Source organism: Pseudomonas sp. RGM2987 (assembly GCF_022952855.1).
GTDB lineage: Bacteria > Pseudomonadota > Gammaproteobacteria > Pseudomonadales > Pseudomonadaceae > Aquipseudomonas.
In genome coordinates, this window is sequence record NZ_JALJDX010000222.1 from 1 (window position 1) to 24,024 (window position 24,024).

Annotated in this window: 21 protein-coding genes; 5 read left to right on the forward strand and 16 right to left on the reverse strand. The window is 63.2% G+C overall.

Translation table 11 applies throughout. The features are described 5' to 3' along the window. Positions 1-121 precede the first annotated feature (121 nt). From RGM2987_RS26300 to RGM2987_RS26320, 5 genes are all read right to left on the reverse strand, one after another. Positions 122-340 carry a formate dehydrogenase subunit delta gene (locus RGM2987_RS26300; RefSeq protein WP_245145780.1) on the reverse strand — a complete coding sequence of 73 codons (219 nt, stop codon included), beginning with the start codon at positions 338-340 and terminating at the stop codon, positions 122-124. Continuing rightward, positions 337-3,213 (reverse strand): formate dehydrogenase subunit alpha, encoded by a 2,877-nt coding sequence (gene fdhF / locus RGM2987_RS26305; protein ID WP_245145781.1) that lies wholly within the window; start codon positions 3,211-3,213, stop codon positions 337-339. The genes RGM2987_RS26300 and fdhF overlap by 4 nt, the downstream gene beginning before the upstream one ends. Continuing rightward, positions 3,210-4,769, reverse strand: a complete 1,560-nt coding sequence (locus RGM2987_RS26310) for a formate dehydrogenase beta subunit (protein ID WP_245145782.1) — start codon at positions 4,767-4,769, stop codon at positions 3,210-3,212. The genes fdhF and RGM2987_RS26310 overlap by 4 nt, the downstream gene beginning before the upstream one ends. After that, positions 4,763-5,245, reverse strand: coding sequence for a formate dehydrogenase subunit gamma (locus RGM2987_RS26315; RefSeq protein WP_245146147.1), 483 nt, complete (start codon positions 5,243-5,245; stop codon positions 4,763-4,765). Before RGM2987_RS26315 ends, RGM2987_RS26310 begins: the two co-directional genes overlap by 7 nt. Positions 5,246-5,951: 706 nt before the next feature. After that, positions 5,952-6,467, reverse strand: coding sequence for a hypothetical protein (locus RGM2987_RS26320; protein ID WP_245145783.1), 516 nt, complete (start codon positions 6,465-6,467; stop codon positions 5,952-5,954). Between the two features lie 303 nt (positions 6,468-6,770). On the opposite strand from RGM2987_RS26320, the gene RGM2987_RS26325 reads away from it, so the two are divergent. Then, positions 6,771-7,640, forward strand: coding sequence for an AraC family transcriptional regulator (locus tag RGM2987_RS26325; protein WP_245145784.1), 870 nt, complete (start codon positions 6,771-6,773; stop codon positions 7,638-7,640). Between the two features lie 53 nt (positions 7,641-7,693). Here RGM2987_RS26325 and RGM2987_RS26330 read toward each other — a convergent pair whose 3' ends face one another. The 10 genes from RGM2987_RS26330 to RGM2987_RS26375 all read right to left on the reverse strand — a co-directional run bounded on the left by RGM2987_RS26330 (position 7,694) and on the right by RGM2987_RS26375 (position 18,916). After that, positions 7,694-8,503, reverse strand: a complete 810-nt coding sequence (locus RGM2987_RS26330) for a gamma-glutamyl-gamma-aminobutyrate hydrolase family protein (protein ID WP_245145785.1) — start codon at positions 8,501-8,503, stop codon at positions 7,694-7,696. 284 nt (positions 8,504-8,787) lie between these two features. After that, complete coding sequence (metC, locus tag RGM2987_RS26335) at positions 8,788-11,532, reverse strand: cystathionine beta-lyase (protein WP_245145786.1); 2,745 nt, start codon at positions 11,530-11,532, stop codon at positions 8,788-8,790. 45 nt (positions 11,533-11,577) lie between these two features. After that, complete coding sequence (locus RGM2987_RS26340; RefSeq protein ID WP_245145787.1) at positions 11,578-12,177, reverse strand: cysteine dioxygenase; 600 nt, start codon at positions 12,175-12,177, stop codon at positions 11,578-11,580. 30 nt (positions 12,178-12,207) lie between these two features. Beyond that, on the reverse strand, positions 12,208-13,044 hold the full coding sequence (locus RGM2987_RS26345) for an amino acid ABC transporter ATP-binding protein (RefSeq protein ID WP_245145788.1): 837 nt from the start codon (positions 13,042-13,044) through the stop codon (positions 12,208-12,210). Beyond that, on the reverse strand, positions 13,031-13,819 hold the full coding sequence (locus RGM2987_RS26350) for an amino acid ABC transporter permease (protein ID WP_245145789.1): 789 nt from the start codon (positions 13,817-13,819) through the stop codon (positions 13,031-13,033). The genes RGM2987_RS26345 and RGM2987_RS26350 overlap by 14 nt, the downstream gene beginning before the upstream one ends. Next, positions 13,809-14,543: an amino acid ABC transporter permease gene (locus RGM2987_RS26355; RefSeq protein ID WP_245145790.1), complete on the reverse strand. Its 735-nt coding sequence runs from the start codon at positions 14,541-14,543 to the stop codon at positions 13,809-13,811. The genes RGM2987_RS26350 and RGM2987_RS26355 overlap by 11 nt, the downstream gene beginning before the upstream one ends. Next, a complete protein-coding gene (locus RGM2987_RS26360; protein WP_245145791.1) occupies positions 14,540-15,751 on the reverse strand; it encodes an aminotransferase class I/II-fold pyridoxal phosphate-dependent enzyme in 1,212 nt (403 codons plus the stop codon). Before RGM2987_RS26360 ends, RGM2987_RS26355 begins: the two co-directional genes overlap by 4 nt. Continuing rightward, positions 15,748-17,172 (reverse strand): FAD-binding oxidoreductase, encoded by a 1,425-nt coding sequence (locus RGM2987_RS26365; RefSeq protein WP_245145792.1) that lies wholly within the window; start codon positions 17,170-17,172, stop codon positions 15,748-15,750. Before RGM2987_RS26365 ends, RGM2987_RS26360 begins: the two co-directional genes overlap by 4 nt. Beyond that, a complete protein-coding gene (locus tag RGM2987_RS26370; protein ID WP_245145793.1) occupies positions 17,169-18,020 on the reverse strand; it encodes a transporter substrate-binding domain-containing protein in 852 nt (283 codons plus the stop codon). Before RGM2987_RS26370 ends, RGM2987_RS26365 begins: the two co-directional genes overlap by 4 nt. A gap of 53 nt (positions 18,021-18,073) precedes the next feature. Further along, a complete protein-coding gene (locus RGM2987_RS26375; RefSeq protein ID WP_245145794.1) occupies positions 18,074-18,916 on the reverse strand; it encodes a transporter substrate-binding domain-containing protein in 843 nt (280 codons plus the stop codon). A gap of 228 nt (positions 18,917-19,144) precedes the next feature. Between RGM2987_RS26375 and RGM2987_RS26380 the strand changes: the two genes are divergently transcribed. Both RGM2987_RS26380 and RGM2987_RS26385 read left to right on the forward strand, forming a co-directional pair. Then, positions 19,145-20,008 carry a LysR substrate-binding domain-containing protein gene (locus tag RGM2987_RS26380; RefSeq protein ID WP_245145795.1) on the forward strand — a complete coding sequence of 288 codons (864 nt, stop codon included), beginning with the start codon at positions 19,145-19,147 and terminating at the stop codon, positions 20,006-20,008. 36 nt (positions 20,009-20,044) lie between these two features. Continuing rightward, on the forward strand, positions 20,045-20,746 hold the full coding sequence (locus RGM2987_RS26385; protein ID WP_245145796.1) for a cyclase family protein: 702 nt from the start codon (positions 20,045-20,047) through the stop codon (positions 20,744-20,746). An 8-nt stretch (positions 20,747-20,754) separates the two neighbouring features. Here RGM2987_RS26385 and RGM2987_RS26390 read toward each other — a convergent pair whose 3' ends face one another. Beyond that, on the reverse strand, positions 20,755-21,669 hold the full coding sequence (locus RGM2987_RS26390; protein WP_245145797.1) for a LysR substrate-binding domain-containing protein: 915 nt from the start codon (positions 21,667-21,669) through the stop codon (positions 20,755-20,757). 198 nt (positions 21,670-21,867) lie between these two features. Here RGM2987_RS26390 and RGM2987_RS26395 point away from each other — a divergent pair, with 198 nt between their 5' ends. Together RGM2987_RS26395 and RGM2987_RS26400 are read left to right on the forward strand one after the other, a co-directional pair. Continuing rightward, entirely contained in the window at positions 21,868-22,617 is a 750-nt protein-coding gene (locus RGM2987_RS26395; protein ID WP_245145798.1) for an SDR family NAD(P)-dependent oxidoreductase, read from the forward strand. A gap of 95 nt (positions 22,618-22,712) precedes the next feature. Further along, positions 22,713-24,011, forward strand: a complete 1,299-nt coding sequence (locus tag RGM2987_RS26400; RefSeq protein WP_245145799.1) for an MFS transporter — start codon at positions 22,713-22,715, stop codon at positions 24,009-24,011. The last annotated feature ends 13 nt before the right edge of the window (positions 24,012-24,024 follow it).

A 24,024-nucleotide genomic window follows, 5' to 3' on the forward strand; every position in this document is an offset into this window, starting at 1 on the left:
GCCCTAATCCAGACACCGCGGTGCAGCAGATGCACCGCGTCAACTGATGGCGCCTGCTGCGCAGCCGAGCGGGAGCAAGCTCCCTCGCCACAGGGGTTTGCATGTTCCCGCATTTAAGGCGCTAGGCCCCTTCAGGTTCCGTCAACGCCGCCAGCAACAGCGGATGCAACACCGCCTCCGGATGCTTCTCCTGCCAGGCCGACAGCTCCCGGCGCATGCCCGGCGTCCAGAAGCTCTGGATGTGCTGGCGCACGCCCTTCACCGCCAGGGCGTTGTCCGGTTCGCTGGAGAAATACTGGGCGATCTGGTTGGCCATTTTGATCAGGCTTTCAGCACTCATCGGCGCACCTCGGCTTTCTCGGCTTGACGACGCTCGCGCAGCAGGCGGCCTTGTTCATCACTGAATGCCTGATAGCGTTTCTGCCATTCCGAAGGCTGGCTGACCCGCACGACTTCCACCGCCGTCACCTTGTATTCCGGGCAGTTGGTGGCCCAGTCGGAGTTGTCGGTGGTGATTACGTTGGCCCCCGATTCGGGGAAGTGGAAGGTGGTGTAGACCACCCCCGGTGCGACCCGCTCGGTGACTTTCGCCCGCAGTACCGTCTGCCCGGCGCGGCTGCCGATGCCGACCCAATCGCCATCGACAATGCCACGGTTCTCGGCGTCGGTCGGGTGGATTTCCAGGCGATCTTCCTCGTGCCAGGCCACGTTCTCGGTGCGCCGGGTCTGGGCACCGACGTTGTACTGGCTGAGGATCCGGCCGGTGGTGAGCAACAGCGGATAGCGGTTGTTGACCTTCTCTTCGGTGGGCACATAACCGGTAAGCATGAAGCGCCCCTTACCGCGCACGAATTGCTCGATGTGCATGGTCGGCGTGCCGTCCGGCGCGGCATCGTTGCACGGCCATTGCAGGCTGCCGTGGCGATCGAGCTCTACGTAGCTGACACGGGTGAAGGTCGGTGTCAGACGGGCGATTTCATCCATGATCTGCGACGGATGACTGTAGTCCATCTTGTAGCCCAGAGCGTCGGCCAGGGCGATGGTGGCTTCCCAGTCGGCCTTGCCGGCCAGGGGCTCCATGACCTTGCGCACCCGGGAAATGCGTCGCTCGGCGTTGGTGAAAGTGCCGTCTTTTTCAAGGAACGAGCTGCCCGGCAGGAACACGTGGGCGAACTTGGCGGTTTCGTTGAGGAAGATGTCCTGAACGATCACGCATTCCAGGGCGCTAAGGGCCGCAGTCACGTGCTGGGTGTTCGGGTCGCTCTGGGCGATGTCCTCACCCTGGCAATAAAGTGCCTTGAATGTGCCGTCCAGGGCAGCCTCGAACATGTTCGGGATGCGCAGGCCCGGGTCGGGTTGCAGCGTCACGTTCCACGCCTGTTCGAACTGGGCGCGTACGGTTTCGTTGGAGATGTGCCGGTAGCCGGGCAGTTCGTGGGGGAAAGAGCCCATGTCGCACGAACCCTGGACGTTGTTCTGCCCGCGCAACGGGTTCACGCCGACACCTTCACGACCGATGTTGCCGGTGGCCATGGCGAGGTTGGCAATGCCCATTACCGAGGTACTGCCCTGGCTGTGTTCGGTGACGCCGAGGCCGTAGTAGATCGCCGCGTTGCCACCGGTGGCGTACAGCCGGGCGGCGGCGCGGATCTGCTCGGCAGGCACGCCGCACACGGGTCCCAACACCTCCGGTGCGTTTTCCGGCAGGCTGACGAAATCGCTCCAGCGGGCGAAATCCGCCGGTTCGCAGCGTTCGTCGACGAACCCCTGCTTGACCAGTCCTTCGGTGACAATCACGTGGGCCAACGCGTTGAGCATCGCCACGTTGGTGCCGGGCCGCAATTGCAAGTGCAGCTCGGCACGGGCATGCGGCGAGTCCACCAGGTCGATGCGCCGTGGGTCGATGACAATCAGCCGCGCCCCCTGACGCAAGCGGCGCTTGAGCTGCGAGCCGAACACCGGGTGAGCGTCGGTGGGGTTGGCGCCCATCACCAGGATCACGTCGGCCTTCATCACCGAGTCGAAGTTCTGGGTCCCGGCCGATTCCCCAAGGGTTTGCTTGAGGCCGTAGCCGGTGGGCGAGTGGCAGACCCGGGCGCAGGTGTCGACGTTGTTGTTGCCGAACGCGGTGCGCACCAGTTTCTGCACCAGGTAGGTTTCTTCGTTGGTGCAGCGGCTGGAGGTGATGCCGCCGATGGAATCGCGCCCGTACTTGAGCTGGATCCGCCGCAACTCGCTGGCCGCATAGGTGACCGCCTCGTCCCAGCTGACCTCCTGCCACGGATCGCTGATGTGCTTGCGGATCATCGGCTTGGTGATGCGATCCGGGTGGGTGGCGTAGCCCCAGGCGAAGCGGCCCTTGACGCAGGAGTGGCCGTGGTTGGCCTGGCCGTTCTTGTCCGGGACCATGCGCACCAGTTGCTCACCCTTCATTTCAGCGCGGAACGAACAACCGACGCCGCAGTAGGCGCAGGTGGTGATGACGCTGCGTTCCGGCTGGCCGATCTCCACCACGCTCTTGTCGATCAGCGTGGCGGTCGGACAGGCCTGCACGCAGGCACCGCAGGACACGCATTCGGAATCGAGGAAGTTGTCACCGCCGGCCGCTTCCACACGGGAATCGAAACCGCGCCCAGTGATGGTCAGGGCGAAGGTGCCCTGGATTTCCTCACAGGCGCGCACGCAGCGGCTACACACGATGCACTTGCTCGGGTCGTAGTCAAAATAGGGGTTGGAGACATCCTTGGTCTCGGCCAGGTGGTTGGCGCCTTCGTAGCCGTAGCGCACCTCGCGCAGGCCAACCTGCCCCGCCACCGTCTGCAATTCGCAATTACCGTTGGCCGGACAGGTCAGGCAGTCCAGCGGGTGATCAGAGATGTACAGCTCCATCACATTGCGCCGCAGGGTCGCAAGCTTGGAGGTCTGGGTGCGGACCACCATGCCTTCGGTCACCGGCGTGGTGCAGGAGGCCGGGTAGCCGCGCATGCCGTCGATCTCCACCAGGCACATGCGGCAGGAGCCGAAGGCTTCCAGGCTGTCGGTGGCGCAGAGCTTGGGAATGGTGGTGCCGAGCAGCGCCGCCGCGCGCATCACCGAGGTGCCGGAGGCGACGCTGATTTCACGGCCATCGATGGTCAGATTGACCTGCACTTCGCTTTCGCGAGCGGGGGTGCCAAGGTCGATGTCAGTGCTGGGGTCGAAGATGTTGATCATTGCTCGGCCTCCGTGGTCGCCAGACCGAAGTCGGCGGGAAAGTGCTTGAGGGCGCTGGCGACGGGGTAGGACGTCATCCCACCGAGGGCACAGAGCGAACCGTATTGCAGGGTGTCGCACAGGTCTTGCAGCAGCAGCGCCTGTTCCTGGCGCGCACTGGCATCGGTGCTGGCGATCAGCCGATCCACCACCTCCACCCCTCGGGTGGAACCGATCCGGCACGGCGTGCATTTGCCGCAGGATTCCTCGGCGCAGAACTGCAAGGCGAACCGGGCCATGTGGGCCATGTCCAGGCTGTCATCCGCCACCACCACGCCACCGTGGCCGAGCATCGCGCCCATGGCGGCGAACGCTTCGTAGTCCAGCGGTGTGTCGAACTGCGAGGGCGGCACCCAGGCGCCCAACGGCCCGCCCACCTGCGCGGCCTTCAACGGCCGACCGCTGGCAGTGCCGCCGCCGTAACCTTCCACCAACTCGCGCAGACTCAGGCCGAAAGCACGCTCCACCAGCCCCGCCTGACGGACATTGCCCGCCAGTTGGAACGGCATCGTGCCCAAGGAGCGGCCCATGCCGAAATCACGGTAGAACTGCGCGCCTTTCTCCAGGATCACCGGGACCGAGGCCAGGGTCACCACGTTGTGTACCAGGGTCGGCAAGCCAAACAGGCCTTGCAACGCCGGCAGCGGCGGCTTGGCGCGAACCTCGCCGCGCTTGCCCTCGAGCGATTGCAGCAGCGAAGTTTCCTCGCCACAGATGTAGGCACCCGCCCCCACCCGCACTTCCAACTCGAAGCGGCGACCGCTGCCGCCCACGTCCGCGCCCAGGTAACCGGCGCTACGGGCGATGCCCAGGGCCTGGTTCAGGGTGCTGACGGCGGCCGGGTATTCCGAGCGCACGTAGATGTAGCCCATCGTCGCACCGACCGCGATGCCGGCGATGATCATGCCTTCGATCAACAGGAACGGGTCGCCTTCCATCAACATCCGGTCGGCGAAGGTCCCGGAGTCGCCTTCATCGGCGTTGCACACCACATACTTCTGCGGCCCTACCGCGTCGCGCACGGTGCGCCACTTGATGCCCGCCGGAAACGCTGCGCCGCCGCGACCGCGCAGGCCGGAGTCAAGCACGCTGGTGACCACGTCCAGGCCATCCATCTGGATCGCCCGGGTCAAGCCTTGAAAGCCGCCCTTGGCCCGATATTCGTCCAACGACAGCGGCTGGGTAATGCCGGCACGGGCGAACAACAAGCGCTGCTGGCTCTTGAGATACGGGATGTCCTCCACCGGGCCCAAGGCCAGCGGATGGCTGCCCGGATCGCCCGCCAGGGCATCGAGCAGGCTCGGTACGTCTTGCGGCGTGACGGGACCGAAACCCAGGCGGACACCGGCGCTTTCAAACTCCAGCAGCGGTTCCAGCCAATAGAGGCCACGGGAACTGGTGCGACGCAGCTCCAGCGGCAATTGTCGACGTTCAGCTTCACTGGCCAGTGCCGCCGCCACCTTGTCTGCGCCCACGGCGCAGGCCACCGAATCACGAGGGATGCAGAGTGTCAGCATGAGCCCTCCTCCAGGCAACCGTTCACCAATTGACGCAGGCGCTCCGGAGTCAACCGCGCATGCAGCTCACCGTCCAGCTCCAGGGCCGGCGAACACACGCAGGCCCCCAGGCAGTACACCGGCCGCAGGCTGATGCTGCCATCGGCGCTGGTGCCGTGGTCGTCCAGGGACAGGTGTTCGCGCAACTGCGCCGCCAACCCTTCGGCGCCCTTGCTCTGGCAGGACTCGGCCCGGCACAGGCGCAAGGTATGCCGCGCCGGCGGCGTGGTGCGCAAGTCGTGGTAGAAACTGATCACCCCGCGCACTTCAGCCTCGCTGAGGTTAAGGGCATGGGCGATTTCAGGGACGGCGGTGTCGGGCACATACCCGCAACCTTCCTGGATGGCATGCAGGATCGGCAACAAGGCACCCGGGGTGGCCTTTTCGCGTTCCAGAACGCTGTGAATCAGGGGCAGGTGAAGCGTCTCATCGAGCATAAGTGACCTCGGCATCTCGAACGCCACCGCCGCATAGCGGCAGCCGTCCGGAGTCTTGGCTGCGGCGCCCGGCCCACGTCACGGTAGCGTGGTTGATCCAGACGCCATTCCTGCTCTCCGGCCAGGCGTCTTGGCGCGCCTGGTCCGGGGCATCCCTACAGCTTGCCACTCCCCAAGGGTGACGATTGCACGTGGACGACAGAACGTGTTCTGAAAGCGACTTGGGGATGAGAGTGAGCTTAGTTCAAATCGTCTTTATCTACCGGGCTGACGCCGTGTGACGCCCTCCGATGGATGACTGCCTCACATGGGAATATCGACACCTGCCCATAAATCCATATCTTGAGTTGAGCCAACCAACCCGTAGAAATCTGTCACTACGCCTTTTGCCGAGCAACTAGTCCCTCCTTGTCTCAATAACGCTCCTTAGCTACTCGGACAAGGCTATCGCTAACAAAGCCAACATCGCAGTGTCCGCAGTAGAACCCCGCGACTACCTGTTGCAACGGCGACTGCCTCAGCAACTCAGGTTTACATTCATCCACAGCCAGTTGATCCGCTCGCACATAGCCGGCCTTTTCTTCCCCATTGAATCGTTTCTTGGGACTTTGCGCTCCGATAAGCAGCTCTTTTGGCCGAACGTACTGGGCGCTTCCACAGCGGGGACAGCGTTCAAGATCATTAGATTGCATCGCCGTAGCCCCCTCTACTTCAACTCCACCAACCGAATCGACTGCGACCCATCCAGCGACAGGTGAATCGTCGCCGCCTTGCTAGGAAAATTCGGCGCATCGCTGTCGGTATTTTCCAGCACCGGAATGTCGATCAAGGTCTGCTCGCCCGATGGATCGCTGACCAGTTTGGCGTCCAGTTTGTCGATCGAGCGCCAGCTGTCGCCGCCAATGCGAATCACGTCAAGCAGGGTGTAACGCTGCTTGCCCTCTTCGCTTTCTTCAGGAGTGAAAGCCGCCAGGTATTGGCTGTAGTTGTTGCCCATGCCGAAGCCTTCGATGGTGAACACGGCGAGCGTGACTTCGCTGTCCTCGCCGGTATCCAGCGTCTGCACCAGCGTCGCTTCCGGGTAGCCGGTGGCGTAGCTGTCTTTGAGCAGCGCCACCAGATGCCCGACCTGTTCTTCCAGCGGTTTTGGAATGGGTTGCTCGGCGGCTTGGGTCAGGGTACAGGCGAGGAACAGGCTGGCGGTAAGCAGGTGTAATTTCATGAATGGGAAGTCCGAGGTACGGGAGGTCGGCGCGGATAGTAGCGCATCAGCAGCATGGTTGATGAGCCTGTTGTTGCCTAGCAGACTGCCCACTAAGGAACGCAATGTTGTTCACTTCAGGTTTATCACTTGTCGTGGCGTCCTTAAGTAAACGGTATTGCGGCAGTATCGACATTTTCTACATCGCGCAATCAACTTCGATAGAAAGGAAACGGCAAAATCTGTCCTGAGCAAACACGGCTAGGCACGCTCATGCCGTTATAGTCGACTCTATTGCGACCGCACTTCCAAGAGCCTTCCCTGATGCCCGACATGCCGACCCACCTCGCCTACACCCAACGTTTCAACGCGGTGCTCGCCTACATCGAGGCCAACCTCGAAGGCGACTTGTCGGTGAAAACGCTTGGCCATGTGGCGAACTTTTCGGCGTTTCACTTTCATCGGCAGTTCACGGCGTTCGTCGGTGTGCCGGTTTCACGCTATGTGCAACTGATGCGACTGCGACGCGCGGCTCATCGCCTGGCGGCCGCGGCTAACTACTCGGTACTGGACGCCGCACTCAGTGCCGGTTTTGAAAGCCCCGAAGCCTTCAGCCGAGCGTTCCGACGGGCATTCGGCATGACGCCGAGTGCCTTTCGCAAGGCGCCGAACTGGCAGGTCTGGAACGCGGTGTTCACCATCCCTCACTTTTCCAGGACGATTACCATGCAAGTACGAATTGTGGATTTCGCTGAAGTCCGGTTGGCAGCGCTGGAGCATTGCGGCGCGCCCGGTCTTGTCAATGAAAGTGTGCGCAGGTTTATCCAGTGGCGCATGCAGAGCGGGCAATCGCCGGTGGCGTCGAGCCGCAGCTTCGGTATTCCCTATGGCAACCCAGATACGACGCCGCCGGAGCAATTTCGCTTCGCCATCTGCGGCGAGATGCACGAGGCCGTGGAGCCGAATGAATTCGGTGTCCACGAGCGCGTCATTCCTGCGGGTCGTTGCGCTGTGGTGCGACACACCGGGTCACCGGACCACATCGGCGAAACGATTTATCCGGTCTACCGCGACTGGCTGCCTGCCAGCGGAGAAGAACTGCGTGACCACCCGCTGTTCTTCCATTACCTGAGTGTCTATCCCGAGACGCCACAGGATCAATGGCAAACCGATGTGTATGTTCCGTTGCAATAGCGACTGAGCGGCCCGGGGTCGGAACTGACGAAGCTCTGCTCTGGATGGGCTGCTCAACCATCGCCTGCAAGCACTGCCGCCCGACGCTCAACCCGCTCCCGACAAGCCTCACCAAACGCCTGGAATATCCTCAGATAATCCGGATTGGCCGTCACCTGCCACTCCGGATGCCACTGCACCCCCAAGGCGAACGCCTTGCTGCCTTCCACAGAAAGCCCTTCCACCAACCCGTCTTCGGCCAGCGCTTCGATGCGCAAGCCATCGCCCACCCGCGCTATGCCCTGGCCGTGCACGGAGTTGACCTGGATGACGCCTGACAGGCCCAGCCGGGACAGCACGCCACCCGGTTGCACGGTCATGGCGTGGGTGCGGGCGTATTGGTCTTCGACCGGTTCGTTGCTCGGCGGCTCGTGCTCGGCGCCCGGGCCGTCGAGTTGTTGGTGGAGGGAACCGCCGAACGCGACGTTCATTTCCTGGAAGCCGCGGCAAATGCCGAGTACCGGCATGCCTGCCTCCACCGCTGCGCGCCAGAGCGGCAGCGCCAGTTGGTCGCGGGCTGGATCGTGGGGGGTTCCTGGCGGGCTGGGTGGGCCGTCGTAGTGATGGGGTTCGATATTCGAAGGCGAGCCGGTGAACAGCAGCCCGTCCAGGTTCTCCATGATCTCGCTCAGGTCCAGCAATTCCGGGAACACCGGCAAAATCAGCGGCAGGCCTTTGGCCGCCGAAGCAACCGCAAGGGCATATTTGTCGTTACTGATCTGGACGGTGTGCGGACCGATCTGCCATGAACAGGCGATGATTCCGATCCTGGGCAGCCGTGACGCGCTGCGGGTTTTATCAACTTCTATGTTGTTGAAATGCATGACAGGCCCTTGGTAGCGTCGAGAGTTACCGTTTGGATTGCGACGCGGGCCGGGTTGTTCATTCGGGATGATGGGCGCTCAGCCTGATGCCTGTCAGTTGAACTACACACCTGTGGGAACAAAGCTTGCTCGCGAGGGCGGTGGGTCAGGTTGAGGTGATATTGAATGTACCGCCGTCTTCGCGGGCAAGCCCGCTCCCACAGGGTTCTCGGGTGTTCACAGACTCTGTGTTTCACCACAAATCCCCTGTGGGAGCGAGCCTGCTCGCGATGGCGGTGGGTCAGCTAAGCTGCGTCCGCTACATCAAACCCCTGCTTCAAATCCTCGATCAACGCCCCGACATCCTCCAACCCGATGTGCAAGCGCACCACCGGATTCAATGCCCGGTCCTGCGCGCTGTTGCGATCCTTGGTATCGGCAACGGTCACCAGGCTTTCGTACCCACCCCACGACGCGCCGAGCCCGAACAACTGCAACGCATCGATGAAGCGCTCCAGATAAGCATCGTCGGCTCGTTGTAGTTCGAAGGACAACAAGCCGTTGCTGCCCTGGAAATCACGCTTCCACAGGGCATGGCCCGGGTGGTCGGTGAGTGCCGGGTGGAAGACCCGCTTCACCTGCGGCTGTGCCTGTAACCAACGAGCAACTTCCAGCCCCTGGCGCTCGTGCACATCCAGGCGTGGCGCGAGGGTGCGGGCGCCGCGCAGGACCAGGTAGGCGTCGTCGGGGCTGACGGTGGTGCCGAAGGTGTCGCTCATGGCCGCCAGCGCCGGCCAGGCCTCTTCCCGGGTGCAGACGCTGCCCATGACCACGTCGCTGTGGCCACTGAGGTATTTGGTCAAAGCCATGATCGAGATGTCGGCGCCCAGGGCCAGCGGCCGGTACAAGTAGCCCGAGCCCCAGGTGTTGTCCACCGCCAGCAGAATCCCTCGCGGCTTGCACAGCGCCGCAATGGCTGGCAGGTCGCAGAGTTCATACAGCAGCGAACCGGGCACTTCGGCGTAGACCATCCTGGTGTTGGCTTGCAGCCGTGCAGGCAGGTCGCTGCCGTCGGGGGCGAAGTAGCTGACTTCGATGCCAAAGGCCTGGAGAAAGTCCCGCGCCACGCGGCGTACCGGCGAGTACACGGCATCGGTGATCAGCACGTGATCACCGGGGCGCAGGTACGCCAGGAAGGTTTGCGCCACCGCCGCCAGCCCGGTGCCAAACAGGCGGGTGCGATAACCGCCCTCCAGTTCAGTGACGAGGTCTTCCAGGGCAAACGCCGTAGGGTTGCCCTTGGCGCCATAACTCAGAAGCCGTTCGCTGTCGCGCCGTGAGCGGACGTCACGCATCTGCGCCAGGTTGTCGAACAGCACCGTGCTCAGGCGACTGACGGGAACGTTGACCACCCTGGCGCCGCTGCCCTTCTCCGTTCGTGCAGCATGGACCAGGCGGGTGCGGACTCGCTCATCGTAAGGCTGCGAGTGCAACGGTTGGAGGCTGGCGATTTCGTCTGCGCTCATCTGCGCCAGCAGGCCGATTTCCCAGGCCAGGTATTGGCGCGCCGCGTCCTTGTTGCCGGCATGCCGGTCGTGGGTGAAAAACAGGAAGTCGATGCACTGTTCATCCGGCAGTGTCTCGACGCCCTGCTCCAGCACCAGACCGGCCGAAGACCCGTCACCGTCGAGCAAACGCACCAGCCCACGCTGCGCTTCAGGCAGCTCCAGCGCGGCCAGGGCCGCCACTCGCGGATCATCGGCGACCAGCACCACCGGCCGCTGTTCACCGGCGACCGCGCCAGCCAGCAACGGCCGGATCGACCAGCGCGCCCCGGCGATATGACCTTTGCGATAAGCCATGCTCGGCCGCAGGTCGATCAACGCGACCGCATCATCCTTCAGCGCATCGACCAGAGCCTGCACGCCGATCAGCGGCAAAGGTTGCGGCAGCACTACGTCTGTCTTGGGCAACGCCAAGCCACTGCTCAAGCCTTCGGCCAGCACGTAGGCCTCGTGCCCCAGCTGCCGCAGCCAGGCCGCGATCACCGGTGCGCGCACGCCGTCGTTATCGAACAGCACCACCCGCGCCCCTCGCACGCCCACATACAGGTCGGTGGACTGAATCAACTGCCCGCCCGGCGTGTGTTGCGCCCCCGGCAATGTGCCGGCAGCGAATTCCTCGGCGGTGCGCACGTCCCCCAGGAACAGGCTGCGCCCGCCCTCCTTCGCCCACTGCTCGACCTGGCCCGCCTCGACGGTTACCGCACCGGCCCGTTCGGCCAGTTGTGCCGCCGCCAGCCGCTGCGCCGGCAGCTTGTCGGTCGACACCTCATCGGCATAGCGACGTTCGCTGCCATGCTCCAGTTGGAGATCTTCCAGGTACCAGCCTTGGGTGCCGTTTTCCAAGGCGTAGACCGGGTTCTTGATGCCCAGGTCGATCAACGTCTGGGCGCCGATGATGCTGCGGGTTCGCCCCGCGCAATTGACCACGATCGGCGTCTGCTCGTCCGCCACCAGATCGTGCACGCGATAGCCCAGTTCGCCGTTCGGGCAGCAGATCGAACCGGGGATGGTCATCTTGCGGTATTCCTCGAACGGCCGACCGTCGAGCACCACCAACGGTTCACCCCGGGCCTGCCATTCGGCCAGTTGCCGGGCGCTGACATGCGGCGTGTGCCGAGCCTCTTCGACCTTTTCGCCAAAGGCCTTGGACGGCACGTGCACCCCGGCAAACAGTTGGAAACCGGCGCGCTCCCAGCCGTCGGCGCCTCCTTCCAGAATCTGCACATTGGTGTAGCCCAGCGCGTGCAGACGTTGCGCCGAACGTTGCGCCAGCGCCCCGCCGTCCTGGTCGTAGATCACCAGCCGGACCCGGGGATTTGGCGCCAAGCGCCGGACTTCCAGTTCCAGGCGACTGTAGGGCAGGTTCACCCCGAAAAACAGATGCGCTTCGCCATACTGGCCGTGCTCGCGCACATCAAACAGGGCGATTTCCTGCCCGTCGAACAACCCTTGCTGCAATTGTCCCGGAGTTATGGTCTGGCTCATGAAAGTCCCGCTGGAGAAAAATAGATGGCTGGCGTGCACGGGGAATCAGTGGGCGTAGGCCTTGATCGACGGAGCCATTTGCGAGGCGTTGTAATTGAGAATGCGCCCGTCGGCTTCAACGCCATAACGCCCGTTGAGAGACTCCAGCGGCAAGCCATACAGATGGAAATGCAGGGTCGGTTGCTCACCTGCGACCCGGATACCGTGCAGGTCCTCACCTAGGAAGGCGATGGACGTGCCGGGCTGCACGATGATTTCCTTTTCCAGGTGCAAGGTGGTGTAGCCCGGCTCACGCCCTTCGTCATCGCGGCGGTAGACGTAGTTGATCTCCTGGCCTTGCACCGCGCTGATGATGGCCCAGGTCTCGTGGTTGTGTGGGATCGTGCTTTTGCCCGGCAACAGCGAGTTGAGGTACAGCGTCGGCGTGTCGCCGTCGTCATTGAGTCGGTAGCGAAACGCAGTGCTGCCCTGCCCCGGCACCGGCGCCGGGAAAACGTCGAAGTTGAACAGGTCACGGCGCTCGGCCAGCCCTTCCAACAGCGCGACGATTTCCACCAGGGCGGCGCGGTCGACGCCACGCTGATGAATCACCCGCACTTTTTGCAGGAAGTCTTCGATGACATCGGGACGGCTAAAGATACTCATGAGGCAGGCTCCATTTTTATCAACAGAAAATCAGACGGACAGGCTGTAGCGACTGAGGTTGGTCAACAGGTACGGGTCGTTGGCAATCGGCTGCCGCCGCCCCGGATCACCCAAGGCATGGCGCAGGAATTCGCGGGTGCGCTCACTGGTGGGGGCCTGGAAAATCCGCGCCGCGCTACCGTGCTCGACGATCACGCCGTTCTCGGTGAAATAGACCACGTCGCTGATTTCCTCGGCGAAGCGCATTTCATGGGTGACCAGCACACAGGTCATGCCCTCCTCGGTCAGCTCACGGATCACCGTCAACACCTCACCAACGGTTTCCGGGTCCAGGGCCGAAGTCACTTCGTCGAACAGAATCAGCTCCGGACGCATCGCCAATGCTCGGGCAATCGCCACCCGTTGCTGCTGCCCTCCGGACAGTTGGCCCGGATAGGCATCGGCCTTGTGCTCCATGCGCACCTTGGCCAGCAAGGCCCGGGCGTCCTTTTGCGCATCGACCCGGTTGCGTCCCAGCACCTTGCGCGGGGCGATCACCAGGTTTTCCAGTACCGACAGATGCGGGAACAGGTTGTACTGCTGGAACACGAACCCGACGCGCTTGCGCAACTCGATGCGCTGGGCTTCCCGGGCCAGGGCATGGACTTCAGTGGCGCCGACGCGGATGCTGCCGCGCTGGGGCTGCAACAGCCCGGTGATGCAGCGCAGGATGGTCGACTTGCCCGAGCCGGACGGGCCGATGATCGACACGGCCTGGCCTCGGTAGACGTCGAGGTCGACGCCCTTTAGCACCGGGTTGCTGCCAAACGACAGATGCAGGTCACGCAGGCTGACCAGAGGCTCGGCGACGGTTTCAGTAGAAGGCATAGCGTCGCTCCAGGTATTGGGTCAGACGGGAAATCGGATAGCAGTAGGCAAAGAACAGCACCAGCAGGCTCAGGTAGATCACCACGGTGAAACCGGTCAGGTTCACGGTGTTGCTGGCGATCTGCGCGGTGTCGATCACATCGTGCACGCCCACCAGGGACGCCAGTGCCGTGCCCATGGTGATGACGGCGTAAAGGTTCATCCACGGCGGCAACATGCGCTTGAAGCACTGCGGCAGGATGATCGAGCGGAAAATCTGCCCACGGCTGAACGCCAGGGACCGCGCGGCTTCCCACTGGGTGCTGGGGATCGAGGCAATGGCGCCACGGAAGATCTCGGCGACGTTGGCGCTGGCCGGCAAGGCCAGGCCGAGGGTGACCTTGACCCAGTCGGGGAACGCGACATAAGTGCTGCCAATTCGAATTTCGAACGGGAACACGTAGGTGGTGAAATAGATCAGCACCAGCCAGGGCGCGTTGCGAAAAATCTGCACCCAGATCCGCGCCGGCCAGCGCAACAGGCGCAGCGGCGACAGCACCATGGCGCCGACCACCAGCCCCATCAGCGAGCCCAGGCCGATGGCAACCAGGCTGATGAGAATGTTCTGGCCAAAACCTGCGATCAGCGCCGGCGACCACTGCAACAAGGCCTTGAGCACTGGGCTATGCGGGGCGACATAGGCCAGCCAGGCCAGCGCGGCCGCCACCAGCAGCAACTTGCCGAAATGCCGACGCGGCCACGTCAAGGGCGCGCTCACCAACGAATCAATGGCCATAACCGGGCATCCTCAGGCGCGCTTCGAGGTAACGCCCCACACAATTGACGGTAAAACTCAGCAGGCCGAAGAACGACAGGATCAGGATCATCAGTTCCAGCACGTTATCGCTCTGGGTCCAGATCATGATCGCCGCGTAGGTGATATCCCCGACGGCAATGGCCGAGGCCACGGCGGTCATCTTCACCAGATCGATCAGGTTGTTGATCAGCGACGGCAAGGCAAAGCGCAGGGCCAACGGAAGCTGCACATTCCATAGCAATTGCCGGCTGTTGAAGGCAAGCGAACTGGCGGCTTCCAGGGTCACCGCCGGCACCGCTTCGATACCGGCCCGCAGCGCTTCGGCATGAAACGCGCCCTTGTGCAAAGAGATCACGATCACCACCCAGGCAAACGGCGTCAGCGGATTAGCCGTCCCCACCGCCTGGGTCAGCAGCATGTTCAGCACCAGGAACGCGCAGTACAGCTGCACCAGGGTCGGGGTATTGCGCGTGACCTCCACGAACAGCCGCGCCGGCTTGGCCAGCCAAGGCCGGCCAGAGGTCAACAGCGCCGCCAGACCGACACCGGCCAAGAGGCTGCCGACGATGGTCAACAGGCACAGCAGCACCGTGGTCAGCGCGCCCTGTTCCAGGGTGCCGCGCTGATAGGCATCGAGCAGAAAGTTGTAGTTGAGGCCAAACCCGGCGCTCCAATGGACGAACACTTCCAGCCAGTGGCTCATGGTTCGTCCCTCAATTGGGCGCAGGCGTGCGCGATACGGCGTCCGGCTTCGCTGACGGTTTCGGTCGCAGTGGCAATGGACAAGCGAAACCACGGCGACAAGCCATAGGCGCTGCCTGCCACCCCGGCGACCCCCTCTTCCAGCAAATACCCGACGACATCGGCGTCGCTGTCCAGGCGCTGGCCATCCGGACGATAACGCCCGAGCAATCCAGCGCAGCGCACAAACACGAAGAAGCCGCCTTGCGGTTCAAGGACCTCAAGACCGTCAACATCGCGCAACGCACTCACCAGCACATCGCGGCGCCGGCGATAGGCCGCAACCTGTTCCGGGAGGAAATCCAGGCCACCCTCGAACGCTGCCAACGCGGCGGCCTGGCCGACCGAAGAAGCCCCCGAGGTCGACTGCGACTGCACCACGGCCATGGCCTCGGTCAGCACTTGCGGCCCCGCCCCGAAACCAATGCGCCAGCCGGTCATGGCGTAGGTTTTCGACACCCCGCCCACCAGCAGGCAACGCGCCTGCAAATCCGCCGCGACGTTGAGCAGACTCTGGGCCGGGGATCCGTCGAAGCGGATGTGCTCATAGAGTTCATCCAGCAGGATCAGCACCTGCGGATGGCGCCGCAGGACCTCGGCCAAGGCATGCAACTCGGCCTCGCTATACACCGCGCCACTGGGATTGCCCGGACCGTTGAGAATCAGCCAGCGCGTGCGTTCGCCGATGTGTTGCTCCAGCTGCCGTGCAGTGAGTTTGCAACCCTGGGCCAACCCGCATTCGATGAACACCGGCTCGCCGCCATTGAAGCGCACGCTGTCGGGGAAGGACGGCCAGTACGGTGTCGGCACCAGCACTTGATCACCATCATCCAGGGTCGCGGCGAAGGCGTTGAAGATGATCTGCTTGGCGCCGTTGGCAATCACGATGGATTCCAACGGATAGTCCAGGCGATTTTCGTTGTGCAGCTTGCGCTGGACGGCCACGCGCAACGCCTTTACGCCGGGCGTCGGCGTGTACTTGGTGGCGCCGGCGGCAATGGCTGCGTAGGCGGCCCGCTTGATGTGTTCGGGAGTGTCGAAATCCGGCTCGCCGGTGGTCAGGTCGAGAATCGCCCGACCGGCATCGCGCAAGGCGGTGGCGCGGGATTTGGCGGCGGCATTGGCGGACAGCGAAACACGCTGCACGCGCTTGGACAAACGAAGGGTCATGGTTGCCCTCCCGCCAGGACCTTGCCTGGATTGAGCAGGTTGTGCGGGTCCAGCGCTTGCTTGATACGGCGCATCAGGTCCAGTTCCACCGGGCTCTTGTAGCGGGACAGCACGTCGACCTTGCGCTGGCCGATCCCGTGCTCGGCGCTGATCGAACCGCCATGGGCATGGGCGCTGTCATGTACCCGTTGGCTGAGGGCAGCGTAATGGGCCATGTGCGCCTCGATCGTGGAGCCCAGCGGATGGGCAACGTTATAGTGCAGGTTGCCGTCGCCCAAATGACCGAAGGTGTAATGCCGCACACCGGGAAAATGCTGCTGCAACAGCGCATCGGTCGCGGCCACGAACGCCACCACCTGGGAAATCGGCACCGAAATGTCGTGCTTCATGTTGCGCCCGGCACGTTTCTGCGCCTCGCTCATGTTCTCGCGTAATTGCCAGAAGGCTTGGCTCTGGGACAGGCTTTCGGCGATCAGCGCGTCGGCCAGCAGGTTTTGCTCGAAGACCTCCCCCAGCACGTGCTCGAAAGTTTGCCGTGCATGACTTTCGCTGTGGTTGTCCGAGAGTTCCAGCAGGGCGAACCAAGGCTGGCGGGCACCGCTGAAGGGGCGCGGGCCTTCGGGAAACTGCTCGTGCAACAGCGCCAGGCACTCGGCGCTGAGCAACTCGAACGCCGTCAGGCCCGCGCCGAAACCACTGCGGGCATGGGACAGCAACGCCACGGCCTGCGCCAGCGAGTCGAACGCCAGCAGCGCAGTGACCTGGGCCTTGGGCCGGGGAAAGAGTTTCAGGGTCGCGGCGGTGATAATCCCCAGCGTGCCTTCACTGCCAATGAATAGATCCCGCAGATCGTAGCCGGTGTTGTCCTTGCGCAAGCCGCGCAGGCCGTCCCAGATTTCACCCTGGGCGGTGACCACTTCCAGGCCCAGGGTCAGTTCACGGGCATTGCCATAGCGCAGCACGGCGGTGCCGCCGGCGTTCGTTCCCAGGTTGCCGCCGAGGGTGCAACTGCCTTCGGCGCCGAGGCTCAGGGGAAACAGCCGATCCGCCTCACGGGCAACCTGCTGGACGGTTTGCAGGATGCAGCCCGCCTCGACGGTCAGGGTGTCGTTGTCGGTGTCCACTGCGCGAACGCGATTCATCCGGTCCAGCAGCAGCAACACGGCGCGGCCATCGGCGTTGGGAGTAGCGCCGCCCATCAGCCCGGTATTGCCGCCCTGCACGACGACTGGGGTTTGCGACGCCACGCAGGCACGGACCACCGCAGCGACTTCCTCGGCCGTGCCCGGGTGCACGGCGGCGATCACCTGCCCGACGTAACGGCCCTGCTTATCGGTCAGGTACGCCGCGGCCTCTTCGCTACTCTGCGCATGTTTCGCGCCGACCAGCGCCTGCAACGTCAACCAAAGCGCATGGCTCATGGCAGCGCCGCCAACGGTGCGGCGTTGCGATATTTCTCATGCAGATCGCGCAGGGCTTGGGACGGCGCCATGCCGGTGCGTTCACCGAGCTGGATCAACCAACCGCTGCGATGCCAATCACGCACCACGGCATCGAGCCTGGCCTGAAGGTCGTGCTCGCCCTTGCGCAGCCAGATCACCGAGTTCGACGGAATCAGATCCCCTGGCAGCGGGATTTCATAGCCTTCCCACTCCGCTTCGCTGAGCAATGCATGCAGGGTCGGGCTCACGTGCACCGCCGCGACACAACCGTTGCCGCGCAACGACAGCAGCGATTCGGACTGGCTGCGGAACGCCTTGATCTGCGCGCCATAGGTTTCCTGCAATGGCTTGATGAAGTTGCTGCCCTGGGACACGCACACCGGCTTGTCCTTGAGGTCGGCCCATTGGGTAAGGCCCGAGCCCTTGCGAATCAAGGCCGCGCCACCCACCTCTTCATAAGGCGTCGGTACGTAGTCGAGGATCTCGGCGCGCTCTTCGGTGAACTGCATGTTGGCGATCAGGATGTCGACTTTGCCCTGTTGCAGGAACTGCACGCGGTTCGGCGCCAGCACCGAAACGGTCTGGGCCTCCACGCCCAAGGCCTTGCCGATACCCTTGGCCAGTTCAACGTTGTAGCCCAGGTGCTCGCCGCTCTTCGGATCGATGGTGCCGAAAGGCGCGCCACTGAGCATCACCCCGACGCTGATGACATGGCGTTGCTGGATCTTGTCCAGCGTGGCATCAGCCTGGGCCAGGCTGGCAGCACACGCGGCGGACCACGCCAGGCACAGGGTGGCCAGGGTTCTGGCGGAGAAAAATGAAGTCATGGGCGGCTACCTTGAGCGACGGTCGATAAAAAGAATGGCAAGTCCGACAGCCGTCAGGCACCGCCGCCCTGGAATTTTTTCTGCAATTCCACCAGGGCCGGCGACGCCGGCGTGATGCGGTTGCGGGTCTGGGCTTCGATCAGCCAGCCGCTGCGGTGCAGTTGCTGGATGATCGGGTCGAGCCTGGCCTGGGTGTCGTTTTCACCCTTGCGCGTCCAGATCACCGAAGGCGCGGGATTGAGCTCCGGGCTGAGGGCGCGATAGCCCTGCCATTCGGCGTTGTCGGCCAACAGCGGATTGATCAGCGTGGCGTCATGCACCGCCGCCACACAGTTGTTGCCGCGCAGGGCGAGCAGCGATTCCGAGGAGCTCTTGAACGCCTTGATCTCGGCGCCCAGTTCGGTGAGCGGCTTGATGTAGCTGCTGCCCTGGGAGGTGCAGACCGGTTGATTCTTCAGGTCTTCCCAGCGGCTGATCTTGCTGTCCTTGAGCACTGCGGCGGTGCCGCCGACGCGGTAGAACGGCGTGGGCACGAAGCCAAGGATTTCGCCGCGCTCGGCGGTCCATTCCATGTTGGCGATCAGCAGATCGACCTTACCTTGCTGCAGGAACTGCACACGGTTGGCCGGCAGCACCGGCACCAACTCCACCTTGGCACCCAGTTGCCGGCCCAATTCCTCGGCCAGGTCGACGTTCAATCCGCGTGGCTTCTGGGTCGTGGGATCGATGCCGCCGAAAGGCCCGCCGGACAGCAGCACGCCGACCACCAACTCATGGCGTTGCTCGATCTTGTCCAGGGTCGCATCGGCCTGGGCGACGGTGGCGCCCGCCAATGAGATCAACGCGCCCAACATCACAGGCAGCAATCGTTTTACAGGTGAGCGCTCAAGCAACATGGAAATCCCCTCATAAATGGCCGGCGTCCCCCGGCCTGATGAGTGGGCATCCTAGGTATCGCGCGAGGGCGAAGGAAATTCAAATATCGACTATCGTTATAACTCTCCGAGTTTGGTGATCAGGCAAAAAACGAATAACCGCGTATTTATTGGCCTGAAACGCAGCTCCACATAAAACGTTCCACCCCATACATAAAAATATGTAATGTTTCACGTTGCACCCTTGATATGAGCACCGCCATGTCGACCCTCGATCTCGAATTGCTGCGCACCTTCATCGCCGTGGTTGACCACCACAGCTTTGCCGAAGCCGGTGCCCGGCTGGCCCGTACGCAATCGTCCGTCACCCAGCACATGCAACGCCTGGAACAGCAGGTCGGCGTGAGCCTTTTCGAAAAGCGCGGCCGGCAGAAACAGCTCACCGAAGCCGGCCAGCAGTTGCTGCGCCACGCACGGCAGATGCTCTCGCTCAACGATGACGCACTCAATTCCCTGCGCGAGAGCAGCCTGAGCGGCGTGTTGCGCATCGGTTCGCCCCATGACATCGCCGACACCATCCTGCCGCCGATCCTCAGCCACATCGCCCGCTCGGCGCCGCGCCTGCGGCTGGAAATCGATGTCGGCCGAAGCCCGTTCCTGATGGACGACCTGCACCGAGGCAAGGTCGACATGATCATCTCTACGCGCCAGGATTCGAACCTTGAAGGCTTCGCCTTGCGCACTTCGCCGGTGTGGTGGATCTGCTCGGCGCAATACCAGCACAACCCCGGCGAACCGTTGCCGCTGATCCTGGTGGATGAGCCGAGCATCTATCGGCGCTACGCGCTGGAGGCGCTGGAACGCGCCAATATTCCCTGGCGCCAGGCCTACCTGGCGTCGAACCTGATTGGCATCAAGGCCGCCACCCGCGCCGGCCTGGGCGTCACCCCGCGGAGCATGGAAATGCTCGGCCCGGACATGCGCGTGCTGGGTGAGAACGATGGCCTGCCGCGTATGCCGGACGTGACTTATCACCTGTGGATCCGCGCCAATACGGTCAATCCGTTGGTGCGCCGGGCCTATGAGTTGATCAGGACCAGCCAGGGCCACTGAACAAATTTTTACCAGCCGCCAAACAGGACGTCAGCCATGCCCAGCATTCACTTCAGCCGGATCGTCGACCTCAGCCACCTGATCACGCCGAATATTGCCCTCTGGCCCAACGACCCGCCGGTACTGTTCAACACCGAGGCTTCGCTGGAAAAGGATGGCTACTACCTGCGCAGTTTCAGCATTGGCGAGCACAGCGCCACGCACATGAATGCGCCGAACAGCTTCGAGACCGGCGCCATGGGCATCGATGACTACACCCCTGAATCGCTGGTCCGGCCAGCGGTGGTCATGGATCTGGCGCGTCGGGTCGGCGACAACGTCGACTACGTCATCAGCCTGCAAGACATCGAGGACTGGGAGCAGGCGCACGGCCCGATTCCGGAGGGTTGCGTGGTGCTGTTCCACACGGGTTGGCAGTCGCGCTGGGCGGATCCGGGTCGCTTTTTCAATCAGGATGAGCGCGGCCTGCACTTCCCCGGGGTCGGCGCTGCGGCTACTCGCTTGCTGCTGGAAAAACGGCGTATCGCCGGGATCGGTATCGACACTCATGGCGTGGACCCGGGGCAGGAAACGACCTTTGCGAGCAACCGGCTGGTGCTGGGAAGGCGCGGCATTATCCTTGAATGTTTGAACCAGCTTGATCAGCTACCGGCCACTGGGTGCACGCTGGTGATCGGCGTGCTGCGTCTTGAGGCCGGCTCCGGTTCACCGGCGAGTGTGCTGGCGTTTGTTCCTTGAGGCTCGCCTCAATAATTGAAGTCGTGCCCCAGTTCTCTCTGCATCCACTCCAGGAAGCGCCGGACTCGGGGGAAATTGGCGTGGGCCCGGGGAAACACCAGGTGATGCGCGGTGATCGACGCACTCAGGTCCGGCGCTACCTCCACCAGCGCACCGCGCTCAAGGTAGTCCTGGGCCAGCAGCGTGCTTTCCAGCGCAAAGCCGAGCCCGTGGCTGGCGGCTTCCAGGGTCATGTAGGAACGGTCGAAGCTCAGGGTGTAGGGTTTCTCGGGCCGCGACAGACCGTGCTGGGCGAACAATTGCGGCCACTTGATCAGGGTCGCTTCCGACAGGATCAACTCACGATCGAGCAGATCCGCCACGGTCCGAACAGGCCGCTTCGCCAACAATTTCGGAGAAGCCATGACCGCAATCCGCTCGTTGCGCACCGTACGCACTTCGAAGCTCGGCCAGTTGGGCATGCCATGGCGGATGTCGACGTCGATCTTGTCCCGGCTGAAGTGCAGCGATTCGTAGGAACACGACAGGTTGAGCTGGATATCCGGATGGCTCTCGCGGAACTGCTCCAAGCGCGGCATCAGCCACAACAGGCCGAAGCTGGGGGACGAGTGCAGCCGCAAGCAATCGAGGCTGACATCGCTGGCGGCGCGCTCGGTGGCCACCGCCAGGCTGTGAAGGATACCGGAGACCTCGGTCAGGTACTGCTCGCCCACCGGGGTCAGGGTCACGCCCCTGGCCGTGCGGAAAAACAATTGGCGGCCGATCATCGATTCGAGCTTGGCCAGTTGGTGGCTCACCGCCGAGGGGGTCAGTTCGAGCAATTCGGCGGCGCGGGCGACGTTGCCAAAGCGCGCCGTCTGCTCAAAGGCCTGAATGGCTTTCAGGGGCGGCAGCACGGCAGGTGAGTCTTCAGGTAAGCGCATGATTATTGTTATTCCGCTGCAAGTCTTGTCATTCGGGCACCTGGCTATTCAACCATTCCACCCACCGGCTGGCGAGTGCTGAATTTTTTTCAGCACCGAGTGACTTTCGCGTTATTGCTCAGGGCGCTGGCGCGGAACACAGTGAGTCATCGGTTCATGGCCGAATGTCTCCCATAACAACAATCAGAGGTGTCCTCCATGCTTCTTCAAGGCAAAGTCGCGATCATCACCGGTGCTGCTTCGGCGCGAGGTATCGGCCGTGCGACAGCGACCACGTTTGCGCAACATGGCGCCCGGGTGGTGATCCTCGACCTGGATGCATCCGCGGCCCGTGACGCCGCTGCCTCCCTGGGCGAAGGTCACCTGGGCCTGGCCGCGAACGTCGCGGATGAACAACAGGTCCGCCAGACCGTCGCCACCATCCTCGAGCAATTCGGCCGCATCGACGTGCTGGTCAATAACGCCGGCATCACCCAACCGCTCAAGACCCTCGATATTCGCGGCTCGGATTATGACAAGGTGCTGGACGTCAGCCTGCGCGGCACCTTGCTCATGTCCCAGGCGGTGATTCCGGTGATGCGCGAGCAGCGCGCCGGGAGCATCGTCTGCATGTCCTCGGTGTCCGCCCAACGCGGTGGCGGCATTTTCGGTGGCCCGCACTACAGCGCTGCCAAGGCCGGCGTGCTGGGCCTGGGCAAAGCCATGGCCCGGGAACTGGGGCCAGACAACGTGCGGGTCAACTCGATTGCGCCCGGGCTGATTCACACCGACATCACCGGCGGCCTGATGCAGGATGATCGCCGTCACGCGATCATTGACGGCATTCCACTGGGACGCCTGGGTGAAGCCCAGGATGTCGCCAACGCAGCGCTGTTCCTGGCCAGTGACCTGTCCTCCTATCTGACCGGCATCACCTTGGACGTGAACGGCGGGATGCTGATTCACTGATAACACTGGCGGGCCGCGAGGCCCGTACGGTTCTGGATCGAGACGCAGCCGGGCCCATGGCCCGGCGGTCAATAACAACAAGAGATCAGACCCTCATGACCACCCTATCGCTCGAAGCGGTTTCGACCGTGCGCACCAACGCCTATCGCAAGACTGCCTGGCGGCTGATGCCGTTCCTGATGCTGTGCTACTTGTGTGCCTACCTTGACCGGGTCAATGTCGGCTTCGCCAAGTTGCAGATGATGAACGACCTGGCCCTCAGCGAAACCGTGTACGGCCTGGGCGCCGGCATGTTCTTCATCGGCTATTTCCTCTGCGAAGTGCCCAGCAACATCATCCTGCACAAGGTCGGGGCGCGCGTCTGGATCGCCCGGATCATGATCACCTGGGGTCTTATTTCCGCGCTGTTCGCCTTCGTTGAAACCGCCTGGCAGTTCTATGCCCTGCGCTTTCTGCTCGGCGTCGCCGAAGCCGGTCTGGCACCGGGCCTGTTGCTGTACCTGACCTACTGGTTCCCGTCCTATCGGCGTGCCCGCATGACCGTGTTGTGGTTCATCGCCATCCCGCTGTCGGGCATGGTCGGCGGCCCGCTCTCCGGCTGGATCATGAACCACTTCGCCGGTCTGCACGGCTGGGCCGGATGGCAATGGATGTTCGTGCTCGAAGCCATCCCAACCGTGCTGGTGGGCCTGCTGGTACTGAGCTATCTCAAGGATGGCGTGCACCAGGCCAGTTGGCTGGACGAGGACGAAAAAGCCCTGATCAGCCGCGAACTGGCCGAAGACGATCAGTGCAAAGTCACGCACGCTTCGGTGGGCGAGTTCATCCGCGACCGTCGGCTGTGGCTGCTCGCCGGTATCTACTTCTGCGTGGTGATGGGCCAGTACGCGATCACCTTCTGGTTGCCGACACTGGTGCGCAACGCCGGGGTTTCCGATCCGCTGCACATCGGTTTCCTGACCAGCCTGCCCTACCTCTGCGCGATTGCCGCGATGCTGCTGGTGGGACGCAGCGGCGACAAACATCGCGAACGACGCTGGCACCTTATCGTGCCGATGATCGCCGGCGCCCTGGGCCTGACCCTCGCCGCGCTGCTGGGTGGAAACATCCTGCTGTCGATCCTGAGCCTGTGCCTGGCCGCCTCGGGGATCCTGTCCGCTTCCTCGATGTTTTGGATGCTGCCCACCACGCTGCTGGGTGGCGTGTCTGCCGCCGCCGGCATCGCCGCCGTCAACAGTTTCGCCAACCTGGCAGGCTTCTGCTCGCCCTACCTGATTGGCTGGATCACCACCCAGACCGGCTCCAGCGCCATCGGCATGTACCTGATCACCGGGGTGCTGCTGGGCGGTGCGCTGCTGGTGCTGCGCATTCCCGCCGCCCTGGTCAATCGTTGAGTTATCGGAGTCT

Coding starts and splice junctions, on each gene's coding strand:
- RGM2987_RS26300 (WP_245145780.1), bottom strand. CDS start 340: ATGAGTGCTGAAAGCCTGATCAAAATGGCCAACCAGATCGCCCAGTAT.
- fdhF (WP_245145781.1), bottom strand. CDS start 3,213: ATGATCAACATCTTCGACCCCAGCACTGACATCGACCTTGGCACCCCC.
- RGM2987_RS26310 (WP_245145782.1), bottom strand. CDS start 4,769: ATGCTGACACTCTGCATCCCTCGTGATTCGGTGGCCTGCGCCGTGGGC.
- RGM2987_RS26315 (WP_245146147.1), bottom strand. CDS start 5,245: ATGCTCGATGAGACGCTTCACCTGCCCCTGATTCACAGCGTTCTGGAA.
- RGM2987_RS26320 (WP_245145783.1), bottom strand. CDS start 6,467: ATGAAATTACACCTGCTTACCGCCAGCCTGTTCCTCGCCTGTACCCTG.
- RGM2987_RS26325 (WP_245145784.1), top strand. CDS start 6,771: ATGCCCGACATGCCGACCCACCTCGCCTACACCCAACGTTTCAACGCG.
- RGM2987_RS26330 (WP_245145785.1), bottom strand. CDS start 8,503: ATGCATTTCAACAACATAGAAGTTGATAAAACCCGCAGCGCGTCACGG.
- metC (WP_245145786.1), bottom strand. CDS start 11,532: ATGAGCCAGACCATAACTCCGGGACAATTGCAGCAAGGGTTGTTCGAC.
- RGM2987_RS26340 (WP_245145787.1), bottom strand. CDS start 12,177: ATGAGTATCTTTAGCCGTCCCGATGTCATCGAAGACTTCCTGCAAAAA.
- RGM2987_RS26345 (WP_245145788.1), bottom strand. CDS start 13,044: ATGCCTTCTACTGAAACCGTCGCCGAGCCTCTGGTCAGCCTGCGTGAC.
- RGM2987_RS26350 (WP_245145789.1), bottom strand. CDS start 13,819: ATGGCCATTGATTCGTTGGTGAGCGCGCCCTTGACGTGGCCGCGTCGG.
- RGM2987_RS26355 (WP_245145790.1), bottom strand. CDS start 14,543: ATGAGCCACTGGCTGGAAGTGTTCGTCCATTGGAGCGCCGGGTTTGGC.
- RGM2987_RS26360 (WP_245145791.1), bottom strand. CDS start 15,751: ATGACCCTTCGTTTGTCCAAGCGCGTGCAGCGTGTTTCGCTGTCCGCC.
- RGM2987_RS26365 (WP_245145792.1), bottom strand. CDS start 17,172: ATGAGCCATGCGCTTTGGTTGACGTTGCAGGCGCTGGTCGGCGCGAAA.
- RGM2987_RS26370 (WP_245145793.1), bottom strand. CDS start 18,020: ATGACTTCATTTTTCTCCGCCAGAACCCTGGCCACCCTGTGCCTGGCG.
- RGM2987_RS26375 (WP_245145794.1), bottom strand. CDS start 18,916: ATGTTGCTTGAGCGCTCACCTGTAAAACGATTGCTGCCTGTGATGTTG.
- RGM2987_RS26380 (WP_245145795.1), top strand. CDS start 19,145: ATGAGCACCGCCATGTCGACCCTCGATCTCGAATTGCTGCGCACCTTC.
- RGM2987_RS26385 (WP_245145796.1), top strand. CDS start 20,045: ATGCCCAGCATTCACTTCAGCCGGATCGTCGACCTCAGCCACCTGATC.
- RGM2987_RS26390 (WP_245145797.1), bottom strand. CDS start 21,669: ATGCGCTTACCTGAAGACTCACCTGCCGTGCTGCCGCCCCTGAAAGCC.
- RGM2987_RS26395 (WP_245145798.1), top strand. CDS start 21,868: ATGCTTCTTCAAGGCAAAGTCGCGATCATCACCGGTGCTGCTTCGGCG.
- RGM2987_RS26400 (WP_245145799.1), top strand. CDS start 22,713: ATGACCACCCTATCGCTCGAAGCGGTTTCGACCGTGCGCACCAACGCC.